The following is a 15,480-nucleotide window of genomic DNA, read 5'->3' as shown; positions in this document are numbered from 1 at the left end:
GATTGGCATAGCTGTTGCAGTAATGCTCGTCACACGAAACGGCTTTGCATGCGACACGCAAACCGCTTTCGACAAACACAACGGAGACAAGCCAGTGGCATCGCCTATCACCGTCGGCGTGATTGCGAACCCCGCGTCGGGTCGCGACATTCGCCGCCTCACGACGCACGCGTCCGTGTTTCCGACAGCCGAAAAGGCCAACATGGTCGTGCGTCTGATCGCGGGACTCGGCGCGCTTGGCGTCGATCGCGTGCTGACGCTGCGCGATCGTACGGGCGTCGCTGCACTGCTGCTGCGCGCAATCGACACGCACGCGGCGACGGGCACGGCCGAGCGCTGGCCCGAAGTCGAATTTATCGATCTGCCCATCACCGATAGCGTCACCGATACGCACACCGGCACCGCGCATATGGTGCGCGAAGGTGTCGAACTGATTGCCGTGCTCGGCGGCGACGGCACGCATCGCGCGGTGGCTGCGCATTGCGGCGGCGTGCCTCTGCTGACGCTGTCGACGGGTACTAACAACGCGTTTCCAGACATGCGCGAAGCGACCGTTGCGGGGATGGCGGGCGCATTGGTCGCATCGGGCGTCGTGCCGCCCGATGTCGCGTTGACGCGCAACAAACGGCTCGTCGTGCGTTGCGTCGCGGGGCCCAATCGCGGGCGCGAAGAGATTGCGTTGGTCGATGTGTGCGTGAGCCGTCAGCGCTTCGTCGGCGCGCGGGCCGTGTCGGAGCCGTCGGATATCGAGTCGCTGTTTCTCACCTTCGCCGCGCCCGATGGTATTGGCCTTTCGTCGATTGGCGGCGCGTGGGCGCCCGTCGAGCGTACCGCGCCACATGGCTTGCATCTCACCTTCGCGCTGCACGATGAACATGGTTTCGCAAATGGCGACGGTGTACCCATCTTCGCGCCCATCGCGCCCGGCCGCATCGATCAGGTGACGATGCGCACCTGCGAGCGCTTCGAACTCGGCGACTGGCTGCCCATCGACGCGCGCCACGGCACGCTCGCATTCGACGGCGAGCGCGAGATCGAAATCGAGCGTGACGACCGTTATGAAATCTCGCTCGACTGGAGCGGCCCGTTGACCGTCGATGTGAGCCGCACGCTGCGTTTTTCGGCGTCGCGTCAGTTGATGCGCGAGATGGCGGGCGCTTCGATGCGAACCCTTATGCACACACAAGCGCAAGCGAAATAAAGGGAGTTCATTCAACCACGCGGAGCCCATCCGCACCCGTTGCTGTAACGATCGACATCATCAAGGAGACACACCATGTCAAATCAGTTGAGCAGGGAAAAACTGCTGGAAGCGTACCGGCTGATGCGCACCATTCGCGAGTTCGAAGAGCGCCTGCACGTCGAGTTCGCGACGGGCGAGATTCCCGGCTTCGTGCATCTGTATGCAGGCGAGGAAGCGTCGGCCGTCGGCACGATCCTGCATCTGAACGACCGCGACTATGTGGCGACCACGCACCGCGGCCACGGCCACTGCATCGCGAAGGGCGTCGACGTACACGGGATGATGGCCGAGATCTACGGCCGGCAGACGGGCGTGTGCAAGGGCAAGGGCGGCTCGATGCACATTGCCGATCTGTCGAAGGGCATGTTGGGCGCGAACGGTATCGTCGGCGCGGGCGGTCCGCTCGTGTGCGGCGCGGCGCTCGCGGCCAAGCTGAAGAAAACGGGCGGCGTGGGCGTGTGCTTCTTCGGCGACGGCGCGTCGAACCAGGGGACGATCTTCGAATCGATGAACCTCGCGAGCGTGTGGCGCTTGCCGGCCATCTTCGTCGCGGAGAACAACGGCTATGCGGAAGCGACGTCTTCGACATGGTCCGTCGCGTCCGACAACATTGCGGACCGCGCGAGCGGCTTCGGCATGCCGGGCGTGATCGTCGACGGCTTCGATTTCTTCGCGGTACATGAAGCGCTGGGCGAAGCGATCGAACGCGCGCGCGGCGGCGGTGGACCGACGCTCGTCGAAGTGAAGCTGTCGCGTTACTTCGGCCACTTCGAAGGCGATGCGCAGACGTATCGCGCGGCGGGCGAAGTGCAGAAGCTGCGCGACGAGAAAGATTGCCTGAAGCGTTTCGCAGAGCGGGTGGTGCGCGCGGAGATGCTGTCATCCGACGATCTGAGCAAGATCGATGCGGATGTGAAAGTGCTGATCGACGATTCCGTCCTGAAGGCGAAAGCCGCGCCGCTGCCGACGGAAGCCGATCTGCTGACTGACGTGTACGTGTCGTATCCGTAATTCATTGCGATCAACTTCAATCGAACGCAGCTTCGCTGCATGGGATCGGCGTAAGGCGCTAAAGCGCCAACTCCGATCGACAGGAGACAGACATGGCACGCAAGATCACATACTCTCAGGCAATCAACGAAGCACTGAGTCAGGAAATGGCGCGCGACGAAAGCGTCATCGTAATGGGCGAGGACAACGCGGGCGGCGCTGGCTCGCCGGGTGAACAGGACGCATGGGGCGGCGTGCTCGGCGTCACGAAAGGGCTCTTCCACAAGTATCCGGGCCGCGTGCTCGACACGCCGATTTCGGAAGGTGGCTTCATCGGCGCGGCGGTGGGCGCGGCGGCGGCGGGCATGCGTCCCGTCGCGGAGCTGATGTTCATCGACTTCATGGGCGTGTGCTTCGATCAGATCTTCAATCAGGCCGCGAAATTCCGCTACATGTTCGGCGGCAATGCCGTCACGCCCGTCGTGATCCGGACGATGCAGGGCGCGGGGTTGCGCGCTGCCGCGCAGCACTCGCAGATGCTGACGTCGCTGTTCACGCATGTGCCCGGTCTCAAGGTAGTGTGCCCATCGACGCCCTATGACGCGAAAGGCCTGATGATCCAGGCGATCCGCGAGAACGATCCCGTCATCTTCTGCGAGCACAAGCTGCTGTACACCCGCGAAGGCGACGTGCCCGAAGAGATGTACGCGATTCCATTCGGCGAAGCGAACGTGGTGCGTGAAGGCGATGACGTGACCATCGTCACGTATGGGCGCATGGTGCATTACGCCACGGACGCCGCCGACCGCCTCGCGAAAGAAGGCATCAAAGCCGAGGTGATCGATCTGCGCACCACGTCGCCGCTCGATGAAGAAACGATTCTGGAAAGCCTGGAGCGCACGGGCCGCCTGGTCGTCGTCGATGAAGCGAACCCGCGTTGCTCGATCGCCACCGATATCGCCGCGCTCGCCGCGCAGAAGGCGTTTCATTCGCTGAAGGCGCCCGTCGGGATCGTCACCGCGCCGCATACGCCCACGCCTTTCTCGGGCGTGCTGGAAGACCTGTATATCCCGTCGGCGGACAAGATTGCCGCAGCCGTCAAAGCAACGCGACACTGAGCGAGGAACTGAGCAATGTCGATTCACATGATCACGATGCCCAAGTGGGGCCTGTCCATGCAGCAGGGGCAGGTCAACGGCTGGTTGAAGTCGATTGGCGACACGGTTGGGAAGGGCGACGAAGTGCTCGACGTCGAAAGCGACAAGATTGCTTCCGGTGTCGAGTGCGCGTTCAACGGCACGCTGCGACGGCAGGTCGCGCAGGAGGGCGACACGTTGCCCGTCGGCGCGCTGCTCGGCGTGGTCGCCGATGAGCAGGAGGCGGACGCGGACATCGATGCGGCCGTCGAAGCGTTCCAGCGCGACTTCGTGCCGCTCGCCGCCGATTCCGCCGATGCAGGGCCGCAGCCGGAGAAGGCGCAGATCGGCGGGCGCACCATTCGCTATCTGAAGATGGGCGACGGCGGCACGCCGGCTGTGCTGATCCACGGGTTCGGCGGCGATCTGAACAACTGGCTGTTCAATCACGCTGACCTCGCCGCGCATCGCACGGTGTATGCGCTGGATTTGCCGGGTCATGGCGAATCGACGAAAGCGGTGGAGTCGGGCAGCGCCGATGAACTGGCCGATAGCGTGATCGCGTTTCTCGACGATCGCGGTATCGAGCGCGCGCATTTGGTCGGGCATTCGATGGGCAGTCTCGTCGCGATGACGGTCGCAGCGAAAGCGCCGCAGCGTGTGGCGTCGCTTTCGCTGATCGCGGGCGCGGGTCTTGGCGACGAGATCAACCGCGAGTACATCGACGGATTCGTGTCGGGCAACAGCCGCAATACGCTGAAGCCGCATCTGACGAAACTGTTCGCCGACGGTTCGCTCGTCACGCGGCAGCTTGTCGAGGATATCGTCAAGTACAAGCGGCTCGAAGGCGTAAGCGAGAGCTTGCAGAAGATCGCGGCGTCGGCGTTCAGGGATGGCGCGCAGCAGCGCAGCTATCGCGATCGTATCGACAAGCTCGCGCCGCGCACGCTGGTGATCTGGGGCGAGCTTGACCAGATCATTCCCGCGAGTCACGCGCAAGGGTTGCCTGGGGATATCCGCGTGCATGTGCTGCCGGGCAAGGGGCATATGGTGCAGATGGAGTCGGCATCGGAGGTGAACCGCCTGCTCAACGACTTCTTCGGAGCCTGACGATGGAAACCGCGCCGCAGACGTCCACGCACGACAGCGTCACCGCGCTGGGACAGCACGGCCTGAGGAGCCGCGACAAGCTCGCGCGCATTCCCGTGAAGGTCGTGCCGCCCGAACCGGGCGGCGCGCTGCCGAAGCCGGCATGGCTGCGTGCAAGACCGATGATGAGCGAGACGGTGGCGAGCATGGCGTCGATACTGCGCGAGCATCGTCTGCATTCGGTGTGCGAGGAAGCGATGTGCCCGAACATCGGCGAATGCTTCGCGCAGCGCACGGCGACGTTCATGATCATGGGCGGTATCTGCACGCGGCGCTGCGCGTTCTGCGACGTCGCGCATGGAAGGCCGCTGCCGCTCGACGATGACGAACCGGCGCGGCTCGCCGATGCCGTTGCCGCGTTGGGGTTGCGGTATGTGGTGATTACGTCGGTGGATCGCGACGATCTGCGCGATGGCGGCGCGGCGCATTTTGCGTGTTGCGTTGCGCTATTGCGTGAGCGCGTGCCGGGAATTCGCGTCGAGGTGTTGACGCCGGATTTTCGCGGGCGTGTCGAGCGGGCGCTCGATGCGTTGTCGGCGGCGTGGCCGGATGTCTTCAATCACAACATCGAAACGGTGCCTTCGTTGTATCGCGCGGCGCGTGCGGGCGCGGATTATCACGGGTCTTTGACGTTGCTTCGGCGGGTAAAGGAGGCGAATGCTTCAGTGGTCACGAAGTCGGGCTTGATGGTCGGGCTCGGCGAAAGCGATGACGAACTTCTGGAGACGATGCGGGATATTCGTGCGCATGATGTGGACGTGCTGACGGTCGGGCAATATCTCGCGCCTTCGAGGTTTCATATGGCGGTTAAGCGCTATGTCACGCCGGAGACTTTTGCTGTTTATCGAGAGGAGGGGTTGAAGCTGGGGTTTCGCGAGGTCGTGTCGGGGCCGCTGGTGCGGTCTTCTTATCATGCGAATGAGACGGCGGGGTTTTGAAGAACGGCGGTGCAACACGGTGACCGCAGCCGCCTGCCGGGTAGGTGAACCACGTACCGAAGGTCGGATCCAATCCGATCTTCGAAGCCTTTTCGTACACCAGGTCTCCGTGATCTGAATAGTTCTGCGGAAATTTCCGCAACTGCGTTTTACGGCCCGATTCGACCTCGAATCGCGGCCAGTCCTTCGTATCATCGACTTCCGACCCCGGTGAGCGAGGTGAATTCTTGAGATTGCCAAATCATACGCAAGTAACGTATAATTTACTCATGGCGGCGACTTTCGTCGAACTGGCGCCTTTTCGACGGTGCCGGGAAGACTATTTGATGGACGACGAATATCGCGCACTCCAGATTGTGCTGATGCAGAACCCGGAAGCGGGAGATGTCGTCAGGGGAACGGGCGGTCTGCGCAAACTCCGTTTCGGCGACGCACGTCGTGGGAAGGGAAAGCGCGGCGGGCTCAGGGTGATGTATTACTACTGGGTGAAAGGCCCGCAGTTCTGGATGTTCACGCTATACGACAAGGACGAAGCGGAAGATTTATCGTCGAAGGAGCGAGGGGTTCTCTCCGAGATGCTGAGAGAAGTCATCAAGCTTGCGGATCGATAAGCAAAGGGGTGCGACATGAAACGGAATCTGTTTGCCGAATTGACGGAAGGGCTCGATGAACTCAAGTCCGCTCACGAAGGCAAGACAACACTTCACAAGGTCAAGGTTGAGATTCGTGACAAGCTGGAAGTGACGGCTGACGAGATCCGGGCCGTACGCGAATCCATCAACGCGTCGCAGGCGGTCATGGCGCGTCGTCTGCGCGTGAACGAGCGGACCTATCAGAATTGGGAGCAAGGGCGGGCGAAGCCGAACGCCCAGGCTGCTGTGCTGATCAGGCTGGTTGAAAAGCATCCTGAGACGATACAGATGCTCGAAACCCTATGATCTCCGCAGCAGTGACAAAAAAGCCCGCTTTGAGCGGGCTTTGCAGTATCGCGGAACATCCGGCGCAGCGCGAAAGCGCCACGCCGGAGCGGGCTCAAACACCGCCCATGCACATGTACTTGATCACGACATACTCATCGATACCGTAATGCGAGCCTTCGCGCCCAAGCCCTGACTGCTTGACGCCGCCGAACGGCGCAACCTCGTTCGAGATCGCTCCCGTATTGATGCCGACCATGCCGAACTCGAGCGCTTCTGCCACGCGCCAGATACGACCGATATCGCGGCTATAGAAATACGACGCCAGTCCGAATTCCGTGCTGTTCGCCATCTCGACCACTTCCGCATCCGACGAGAAGCGGAACAGCGGCGCGAGCGGGCCGAAGGTTTCATCGCGTGCGACTTTCATGTCCGGCGTGACATCGGCGAGCACGGTCGGTTCGAAGAAGCCGTGACCGAGCGCATGACGCTTGCCGCCCGTGACGACGCGCGCGCCTTTGCCGAGAGCGTCCTCGATATGCGATTCGACCTTGAGCACAGCCGCTTCATTGATGAGCGGGCCTTGCTGCACGCCTTGCTCGGTGCCGAAGCCGACCTTGAGCTTCGTCACGGCTGCGGCGAGTTTTTCGGCGAACGCATCGTAGACGCTGTCGTGGACGTAGAAGCGGTTCGTGCAGACGCAGGTCTGACCGCTGTTGCGGTACTTCGATGCAATTGCGCCTTCGACGGCCGCGTCGAGATCGGCGTCGTCGAACACGATGAAGGGCGCGTTGCCGCCCAGTTCCAGCGATACCTTCTTGACGGTCGGCGCGCACTGCGCCATCAGCAGACGTCCGACTGCCGTCGAACCCGTGAACGACAGCTTGCGTACGGTCGCGTTACTTGTCATTTCGCCGCCGATCGGTTTCGGGTCGCCGGTGACGATGCTGAAGATGCCGGCGGGCACGCCAGCGCGTTCGGCGAGCACGGCGAGCGCGAGCGCGGAGAGCGGGGTTGCTTCAGCGGGCTTGACGACGATCGGGCAGCCTGCGGCGAGCGCCGGTCCTACCTTGCGGGTGATCATCGCGGCGGGGAAATTCCACGGCGTGATGGCGGCGCAGACGCCGACGGGTTCCTTCGTGACGACGATGCGTTTGTCGTTCGCGACGGTGGGGATCGTGTCGCCGTAAACGCGTTTGGCTTCTTCGCCGAACCATTCGAGGAACGAGGCTGCGTAGCCGATTTCGCCTTTTGCCTCGGCGAGGGGTTTGCCCTGTTCCGTGGTCAGGATTAACGCCAGGTCGTCGGCGTTCGCGAGCATCAAGTCGTTCCACTTGCGGAGGATTTCTGCGCGTTGTTTGCCGGTTTTTGCTTTCCAGGCGGGCCAGGCTTTGTTTGCCGCTTCGATGGCGCGGCGGGTTTCTTGTGCGCCCATTCGAGGCACTTGCGCGATGAGTTCGCCCGTTGCTGGGTTCAGGACTTCGAACGTTTCCTTGTTGTCGGCGTCTTGCCATTCGCCATTGAGATACGCCTTGCTTTGCAGCAGGGAAGGGTCCTTCAGTTTGCTACGCAAGTCAGTCATTTTGATTCGTCCTTTGGGGTTTTGATGTCTGCGACGCTGGGTGGTTTGCTCGTTTTTGCGCTGGCATCCGCGTTTTGTTAGCGTGCTTCACGCGTCGCCCCTGTGCGGGGCGGCACCTACTTTTCTTTGCCGCCGCAAAGAAAAGTAGGCAAAAGAAAGCGGCTAACACCGCCAACATTTCTTCTTGCCTGAGGGCCCCCACCGGTCTTACGCTTCACACGGCAATCACGTGACCCATGTCCGTTGCCAACGCTCTTGCGGTGCGCCTCACCCGCTTCACGCACCCGCGCTTCACCATGCCGTGCCAGACAGTCCACGGCCGCCCAGGTGGCAAACTGTGTGTAGGCCGTAGTGATACACACGCCACACTCCGGACCGATAACGCACGTGTTCCACCCTGTAAGAGCACCAGGCTATACGACGCGATAACCTACACACAGTTTGCCACCTGGGCGGCACATACCACTCGCTGCCGCTAGCACTTCTGCGGGCGGTTGAAGCGGGTGATGCGCTTATTCAAAGCGTTGGCAACGGCCATGGGTCACGTGATTGCCGTGTGAAGCGTAAGACCCTTTGGGGGCCCTCAGGCAAACACAAGAATTAGCGGTGTGAGCCGCTTTCTTTTGCCTACTTTTCTTTGCGGCGGCAAAGAAAAGTAGGTGCCGCCCCGCACAGGGGCGACGCGTGAAGCACGAAGGCATAGCGCGGATGCCAGCGAAAAAACAAGCAAACCACCCAGCGTCACAAACAAACAAAACACAAACAAAAACAAAAACGGCGACTTCAAAAAAGCCGCCGCAGGCGAAAAAATCAGGCCGTCACACCCACAGTCTCTTTCAGCACTTCCTCGAGAATCGAGAGCGCCTCATCAAAAACAGCATCCTGCACAGTCAGCGGGAACAAGAACCGAACAACGTTCGAATAAACCCCACAAACGAGCAGCAACAACCCACGCTCGAGAGCCCGCGTCTGCACCCGCTTGGTAAAGTCCGCATCCGCGTCGGACGTGCCGGGCTTGCAGAACTCAACGGCAACCATGCCGCCAGGACCCCGCACATCAGCAATCTGCGGCACTTCCGCCTGCAACGCGGTCAACCGCGCCTTCAGCTTGTCGCCAAGCAAAACAGCCCGCTCGCAGAGCTTCTCTTCATCGATGATATCGAGCACGGCAAGCGCCGAAGCCACCGCCAACGGATTACCCGCATACGTGCCGCCCAGCCCGCCCGGCGCAGCGGCATCCATCACATCCGCACGACCGACGACGCCCGACAGCGGCATCCCACCCGCCAGGCTCTTGGCCATCGTCATCAGATCAGGCACGACGTCGTAGTGATGCATCGCAAACAGCTTGCCCGTACGCGCAAACCCCGTTTGCACTTCATCGGCAATCAGCAGAATGCCGTGCTCGTTGCATAGCTTGCGCAGCGCGCGCACGAACTCGGCAGGCGCCGGATAGAAACCGCCTTCGCCTTGCACCGGCTCGAAAATGATCGCCGCGACGCGCTTCGGATCGATGTCGGCCTTGAACAGGAATTCGATCGCCTTCAGCGAATCCGCCGTCGTCACGCCATGCAGCGGATTCGGGAACGGCGCGTGGAAGACGTCGGCCGGGAACGGGCCGAAGTTCAGCTTGTACGGCGCGACCTTGCCCGTCAGCGCCATGCCCATCATCGTGCGGCCATGGAAGCCGCCCGTGAACGCGATCACGCCCGGACGGCCCGTCGCGGCGCGCGCGATCTTGATCGCGTTTTCGACGGCTTCGGCGCCCGTCGTGAAGAACGCCGTCTTCTTCGGATAGTCGCCCGGCGCGCGCTGGTTGATCTTCTCGGCTAGCTCGACGTACGACGCGTACGGCACGATCTGATAAGCCGTGTGCGTGAAGTTGTCCAGTTGCGCGCGCACAGCCTCGACGATCTTCGGATGACGGTGGCCCGTGTTGCACACCGCAATGCCCGCCGCGAAATCGATGTAGCGGCGGCCCTCGACGTCCCACAGCTCCGCATTCTCGGCGCGCGCAGCGTAGAAATCGCACATCACGCCCACGCCGCGCGGGGTGGCGGCGTCCTTGCGGCTCTTCAGTTCAGCATTCTTCACGGAGATCTCCTGTTTGGGGTTCGTTCGGGCGCTCGCGTTCATCGCAGCACATGCAGCGACTATAATCAGATTTGGCTCCAAATTTCAGAGCCATTTCGGTAAAAAATCAGGAGCCAATTCATGCGCGCGAGTGTTTTGTCCGACTGGCTGGCCCAGCGTCTGGACCGCGGCAATGGTCTGCCGATCTACCGGCAGCTGCATCGGCTGCTGCAACAGGCCATTCTGACGCGCGAACTGCCCGCTGGCAGCAAGGTGCCGTCGTCGCGGCTGCTGGCCAACGAGCTGGGCATCGCGCGCAATACAGTCACCCAGGTCTACGAGCAGCTCGCGCTGGAGGGCTACGTCACTTCGGCGACGGGGCGCGGCACGTTCGTCGCGGATACCTCGCCAGATGAAATCGTCGGCTCGCCAGATGGACAGACTGCGCCTGTTTCCGCTCCCGTGCAGCAATTGCAGCAGGCGTTGCCTCCGCCGCATTCGAAATCGCTTCTGCACGCGCAACAGCCCGCTGCGCGCGCGCTGTCGCAGCGCGGCGCGCGGCTGATCGCGGGCGCGGGCGTGTCGAAGCGGCAGTGGGGCGCGTTCATGCCCGGCGTGCCCGATGTCACGCGCTTTCCGGCGCGCGTCTGGAGCCGCTTGCACAACAAGTACTGGCGGCGCCTGCGGCCCGATCTGCTGACCTACGCGCCCGGCGGCGGTCTGTCATTGCTGCGTCACGCGCTGGCGGACTATCTGCGCACGTCGCGCTCGGTGCGCTGCACGCCCGAGCAGATCATCATCACGACGGGCATTCATCAATCCGTCGATCTCGCCGTGCGTCTGCTATCCGATCCCGGCGACGTCATCTGGACGGAAGACCCGTGCTATTGGGGCGTGCGCAGCGTGATGCACGTATCCGGTCTCAAATCGCGCCCGATTCCCGTCGACGACGAAGGCATCAACCCGTCGCCCGACGATCTCGCGCATCCGCCGAAGCTGATCCTCGTGACGCCGTCGCATCAATACCCGCTCGGCATGGTGATGAGCCTGGCGCGTCGGCGGATGCTGCTCGAATACGCGCGGCAGAACCAGTGCTGGATCATCGAGGACGACTACGACAGCGAGTATCGCTATGGGAGCCGGCCGCTCGCGTCGCTGCAAGGGCTCGATACGGCGGGGCAGGTGATTTATGTCGGCAGCTTCGGCAAGACGCTGTTTCCGGGGCTGCGGATCGGCTATCTCGTAGTGCCCGAGGCGCTTGCAGAGAGTTTCGCGACGGCCAGCGCCGAGTTGTATCGGGAAGGACAACTGCTGCAGCAGGCGATGCTCGCGGAGTTCATCGCCGAGGGGCATTTCACGTCGCACATCCGCAAGATGCGCACGCTGTACGGACAGCGCCGCTCGACCTTGCTCGATGCCGCCGCGCGGCGTTATGGCGATGCGTTGCCGGCTGTCGGCGGCGACGCGGGCCTGCATCTCGTGATGCAACTGCCCGAAGGCACGGATGACCGTGCCGTCGCGGCGGCTGCGCTCGAACGCAATATCGTCGTGCGTCCGTTGTCGGGGTACTACGCGCAACCGTCGAGCTCGCAGTCGGGGCTGTTGATCGGCTATGCGTGCGTGCCCGACGAGGAGATCGCGCCCGCATTCGACACGCTCGCCGACGCGATCGACGCGACGTTGCCGCTTTTCGCGTGAGCCGCGTGGACGGGCTTTACAGACGTATCAGCACGGCGCCGAGCGTGACCAGTGTGCATGCGAACACGCGGCGCGCCGTCAGCTTTTCGTGCATGAAAGAGAAGCCGATCAGCACCGCGAAGATCGAGCTGAGCTCGCGCAGCGCGGAGACCATGGCGATGGGCAAATAGCGATACGCCTCGATGATGAGGCAATACGCGACCAACGCGATCACGCCCGACAGCATGCCTTTCATCATCGTTTCGCGCGACGTGAAGAGGCCTTTTGCGCCGCCGCGCCAATGCCACACGAGCAGAAATTGCGGCACGTTCCACAGCAGGTAGACCCACATGATGTAGCTGAGTCCGTTGCCCGCGACGCGCGCGCCGATTCCATCGACGACGGAGTATGCCGAGATGAAAAGACCCGTGAGCAATGCGTAGGGCACGCTTTCGCCGGAGAAGCGCATGTTGCGGCGAAACGCGAGCGACACGATACCGAGCGACACCAGCGCGACGCCTGTTGCGGCGAGCGGTTTCAAGGTTTCGTGCGCGAACACGAGTGCGCCGGCGAACACCAGCAAGGGCGAGAGTCCGCGCGCGATCGGATAGATCTGTCCGAAGTCGCCGCTGCGGTAGGCGCGCACGAGCGCGAGGCAATAGCCGAATTCCAGCACCACCGATGCCGCTATGTAAGGCCATGCGGCGGGCGCGGGTAGGGGCAGGATGATCACGCCGATCGCGCTTACGGCGAGGTAGGGGATCGACATCATGCCGAGCAGCCAGATGCGGTCTTCCGCGAGGCGCAGGAATGCGTTCCAGCTCGCGTGGAGCATGGCGGATACAAGGACGAGCAGGACGATGAGGGATTCCATGGGTGTCGGGCTAAAGCCGACATTATTCCGCAGATGTGGTGTTTTGTGTTGATGTGGGGGATTTTGGGGTTTTGTTTGCGACGCTAGGGTGGTTTACTTTCGTTTTCGCTGGCGTTCGCGTTATGCCTTTGTGCTTTAAGCGTCGCCGTTTGGTGTTTTGGCCTTTGCGCGGGCATTCGCTTTTGAGCCTTCGCGGTGCGGGTGGTTTGGCTGTTCTAGCCTTTGCGGTGGCATCTACGTTGTGGCTTTTCGCTGGCATCCGCGTTTTGTTAGCGTGCTTCAAGCGTCGCCCCTGTGCGGGGCGGCACCTACTTTTCTTTGCCGCCGCAAAGAAAAGTAGGCAAAAGAAAGCGGCTCACACCGCCAGTTCTAGTTCTTGCCTGAGGGACCCCAACGGGTCTTACGCTTCACACGGCAGCATTTCTGTTCACGCGGGTTGCCAACGCTTCGAATGAGCGCCTCATCCGCTTCAAGCACCCGCACATGGGCTCACGGCAGCGAACGGTATGCGCGGCCCAGGTGGCAAACTGTGTGTAGGTTGTCGCGTCGTATAGCTTGGCGCTCTTGCACGGAGGCATGCGTGCGCTATCGGTCCGAAGTGAGGCGCGTGCAGTGCTACGGCCTACACACAGTTTGCCACCCGGGCGGCCGTGAATTATCTGGCGCGGCATGTGGCGACGCGGGCGCATGGAGCGGGTGAGGCGCCTATTCAGCGCGTTGGCAACAAGCATGAGTCACGTGATTGCCGTGTGAGGCGTAAGACCCGTTGGGGGCCCTCAGGCAAGAAGAAATGTTGGCGGTGTTAGCCGCTTTCTTTTGCCTACTTTTCTTTGCGGCGGCAAAGAAAAGTAGGTGCCGCCCCGCACAGGGGCGACGCGTGAAGCACGCTAACAAAACGCGGATGCCAGCGCAAAGGCCAAAACATCAAACGGCGACGCCTGAAGCACGAAGACAATACGCGGATGCCAGCGAAAGATCGAACAAATCGAAACGCTTGCGCCGCGAAGACGCAAACGCGAATGCCCGCGCAAAGGCCAAAAAAACGAACGCAGAGCAAACCGCCAGAGGCAAGTTAAATCACCCGCTCCCGTAACCTCGCCGACACCACATCAATAACAGTAACAACAACGATGACCATCAACATAACAGCCGCCGTCTGCGAATAATTGAACGACCGAATCGACTCATAAAGCACAACCCCGATGCCTCCGGCGCCAACCATACCAACAACCATCGCCGACCGCACATTCGATTCAAACCGATACAACGCATAAGAAATCCACAACGGCAAAACCTGCGGCAGCACCCCATACACGATCTCATCAAGACTGCTAGCGCCCGTAGCCCGCACGCCTTCAGCGGGACGCGGATCGATAGCCTCGACGGCTTCGGCGAACAGCTTTGCCAGCACGCCCGTGGTATGCACCCACAAAGCAAGCACACCAGCAAACGGCCCAAGCCCAACCGCGACGATGAACAGCATCGCGAACACCATCTCGTTGATCGCGCGGCACGCATCCATCAACCGCCGAACCGGCTGCACAACCCACGCAGGCGCCATGTTGTGCGCCGACATCAGCCCAAACGGAATCGCGCACACGATCGACAGCGCCGTACCCCACACCGCGACCGCGAGCGTCACGCCCATTTCCTGCAAATAGGTGCGCCATTCGGTGAAGTCGGGCGGGAAGAAGTCCTTCGCGAACTGGCCCATGTTGCCCGAGTCCGTGAGCAGATCGAGCGGCCGCATGTCGGCGGCTTGCCACGACAAGCCAAGCACGCCGATCACAGCAATCCAGCCAAGCAACGAAATCCAGCTCCGCTTGCCCGCCGCCGCGGCCAGCATCTCACGCGAAGGCGTGGCGGGCGGCGTCGGGCGGTCGGCGCTCAGGTCGGCTGCGTTCATTGCTTTTGCGCGTTCAGTGCGGACAGCTTCGCATCGATGGCAGCCGTCTGGGTCTTGCGATCCGAATCCGACAGCGACGCGTCGGCTTCGATCTTCTGCTTCTGCTCGAACAGCTTGATCTGGCGAATGGGCTGCAACTGCGCATCCGTCGACGGCGCAAAACCGCCATAGCTGAAGATGTTCGCCATCACGGCCTTTTCACGCGGGTCGGTCTTCGCATAGTTGTAGAAGAACTGGCGCAGCTTTTCCTTCGTCGCGTCGGGCAGATCCTTGCGCCACACCAGCGGGTCCGACGGAATCAGCGGCGATTGCCACAGCACGCGGACCTGCGCGAAGCGGTCGGGGTGCTGTTTCTTCAGCGTCTCGAGCATCTCGGTGTTGTTCGTCGCGATGTCGATCTTGTTGTTCACGACGGCAAGCAGGTTCGCTTCGTGGCTCGACGGCAGCACCGTCTTGAACGACGTGCGCACGGGCGCATTGTGCTGCGCGAACAGGTAGTAGCCAGGGACCAGCGTGCCCGACGTCGAGTTCGGATCGCCGAAGCCCAGCGTTACGTCCTTCGTGTTCTTGAACACGTCGTCGAGCGTCTTGAAGCGGCTGTTGACGTTCGTGATCAGCACCGAGTAGTAACCGGCGTCGCCATTCGCGTAGGTCGTCTTGCCGAATACTTCGCCATTCGAACGATCTACAGCTTCGATCGCCGACGCATTGCCGAGATACGCAACCTGCACCTTGTTGAAGCGCATGCCTTCGATGATGCCCGCGTAGTCGGTCGCGAAGAACGCCTTGATGTTCAGCCCCGTCTGCTTGTTCATGTCATCGATGAGCGGCTGCCAGCGCTGCTTGAGCACGGCCGACGAATCGGTCGAAATGATGCCGAGATTCAGGTCTTCGGCATGGGCGGCGAAGCTCGCGAATGCCGACACGGCGGCGACGCCGGCGAGCAGTGAGCGCAGAAATTTCATGAGTTCTGTTCCAGGTGAGTGAATCGGGTA

The 15,480-nt window shown here is 61.9% G+C and carries 13 protein-coding genes; 8 read left to right on the top strand and 5 right to left on the bottom strand.

Features of this window, described 5'->3' with window-relative positions:
* Positions 1-94: 94 nt before the first annotated feature.
* The 7 genes from BLT65_RS07975 to BLT65_RS07945 all read left to right on the top strand — a co-directional run bounded on the left by BLT65_RS07975 (position 95) and on the right by BLT65_RS07945 (position 6,394).
* On the top strand, positions 95-1,201 hold the full coding sequence (locus tag BLT65_RS07975) for an ATP-NAD kinase family protein (protein ID WP_091776975.1): 1,107 nt from the start codon (positions 95-97) through the stop codon (positions 1,199-1,201).
* Between the two features lie 75 nt (positions 1,202-1,276).
* Entirely contained in the window at positions 1,277-2,254 is a 978-nt protein-coding gene (locus BLT65_RS07970; protein ID WP_042316654.1) for a thiamine pyrophosphate-dependent dehydrogenase E1 component subunit alpha, read from the top strand.
* Positions 2,255-2,346: 92 nt separating this feature from the next.
* On the top strand, positions 2,347-3,351 hold the full coding sequence (locus BLT65_RS07965; protein ID WP_042316651.1) for an alpha-ketoacid dehydrogenase subunit beta: 1,005 nt from the start codon (positions 2,347-2,349) through the stop codon (positions 3,349-3,351).
* Positions 3,352-3,366: 15 nt separating this feature from the next.
* Positions 3,367-4,479, top strand: a complete 1,113-nt coding sequence (locus tag BLT65_RS07960) for an acetoin dehydrogenase dihydrolipoyllysine-residue acetyltransferase subunit (protein ID WP_091776688.1) — start codon at positions 3,367-3,369, stop codon at positions 4,477-4,479.
* A 2-nt stretch (positions 4,480-4,481) separates the two neighbouring features.
* Entirely contained in the window at positions 4,482-5,456 is a 975-nt protein-coding gene (lipA, locus tag BLT65_RS07955) for a lipoyl synthase (protein ID WP_091776685.1), read from the top strand.
* Between the two features lie 326 nt (positions 5,457-5,782).
* Positions 5,783-6,067 carry a type II toxin-antitoxin system RelE/ParE family toxin gene (locus tag BLT65_RS07950; protein ID WP_416365487.1) on the top strand — a complete coding sequence of 95 codons (285 nt, stop codon included), beginning with the start codon at positions 5,783-5,785 and terminating at the stop codon, positions 6,065-6,067.
* Between the two features lie 15 nt (positions 6,068-6,082).
* Positions 6,083-6,394 carry a helix-turn-helix domain-containing protein gene (locus BLT65_RS07945; RefSeq protein WP_042316643.1) on the top strand — a complete coding sequence of 104 codons (312 nt, stop codon included), beginning with the start codon at positions 6,083-6,085 and terminating at the stop codon, positions 6,392-6,394.
* A 94-nt stretch (positions 6,395-6,488) separates the two neighbouring features.
* Here BLT65_RS07945 and BLT65_RS07940 read toward each other — a convergent pair whose 3' ends face one another.
* Together BLT65_RS07940 and BLT65_RS07935 are read right to left on the bottom strand one after the other, a co-directional pair.
* Positions 6,489-7,955 (bottom strand): NAD-dependent succinate-semialdehyde dehydrogenase, encoded by a 1,467-nt coding sequence (locus BLT65_RS07940; protein WP_042316640.1) that lies wholly within the window; start codon positions 7,953-7,955, stop codon positions 6,489-6,491.
* An 810-nt stretch (positions 7,956-8,765) separates the two neighbouring features.
* Positions 8,766-10,049: a 4-aminobutyrate--2-oxoglutarate transaminase gene (locus BLT65_RS07935; protein WP_091776973.1), complete on the bottom strand. Its 1,284-nt coding sequence runs from the start codon at positions 10,047-10,049 to the stop codon at positions 8,766-8,768.
* Positions 10,050-10,169: 120 nt separating this feature from the next.
* Between BLT65_RS07935 and pdxR the strand changes: the two genes are divergently transcribed.
* Positions 10,170-11,726 carry a MocR-like pyridoxine biosynthesis transcription factor PdxR gene (gene pdxR / locus BLT65_RS07930; protein WP_042306564.1) on the top strand — a complete coding sequence of 519 codons (1,557 nt, stop codon included), beginning with the start codon at positions 10,170-10,172 and terminating at the stop codon, positions 11,724-11,726.
* A 16-nt stretch (positions 11,727-11,742) separates the two neighbouring features.
* Here pdxR and BLT65_RS07925 read toward each other — a convergent pair whose 3' ends face one another.
* The 3 genes from BLT65_RS07925 to phnD all read right to left on the bottom strand — a co-directional run bounded on the left by BLT65_RS07925 (position 11,743) and on the right by phnD (position 15,450).
* A complete protein-coding gene (locus tag BLT65_RS07925) occupies positions 11,743-12,579 on the bottom strand; it encodes a DMT family transporter (RefSeq protein WP_091776681.1) in 837 nt (278 codons plus the stop codon).
* A gap of 1,072 nt (positions 12,580-13,651) precedes the next feature.
* On the bottom strand, positions 13,652-14,485 hold the full coding sequence (gene phnE, locus BLT65_RS07920; protein ID WP_208545745.1) for a phosphonate ABC transporter, permease protein PhnE: 834 nt from the start codon (positions 14,483-14,485) through the stop codon (positions 13,652-13,654).
* Positions 14,482-15,450: a phosphonate ABC transporter substrate-binding protein gene (gene phnD, locus BLT65_RS07915; protein ID WP_091776679.1), complete on the bottom strand. Its 969-nt coding sequence runs from the start codon at positions 15,448-15,450 to the stop codon at positions 14,482-14,484. Before phnD ends, phnE begins: the two co-directional genes overlap by 4 nt.
* Between the last annotated feature and the right edge of the window lie 30 nt (positions 15,451-15,480).

It is taken from the genome of Paraburkholderia steynii (assembly GCF_900100565.1).
Taxonomy (GTDB): Bacteria; Pseudomonadota; Gammaproteobacteria; order Burkholderiales; family Burkholderiaceae; genus Paraburkholderia; species Paraburkholderia terrae.
Note: the sequence above shows the minus strand (reverse complement) of the source record. Positions and strands in the feature narration are given on the sequence as shown.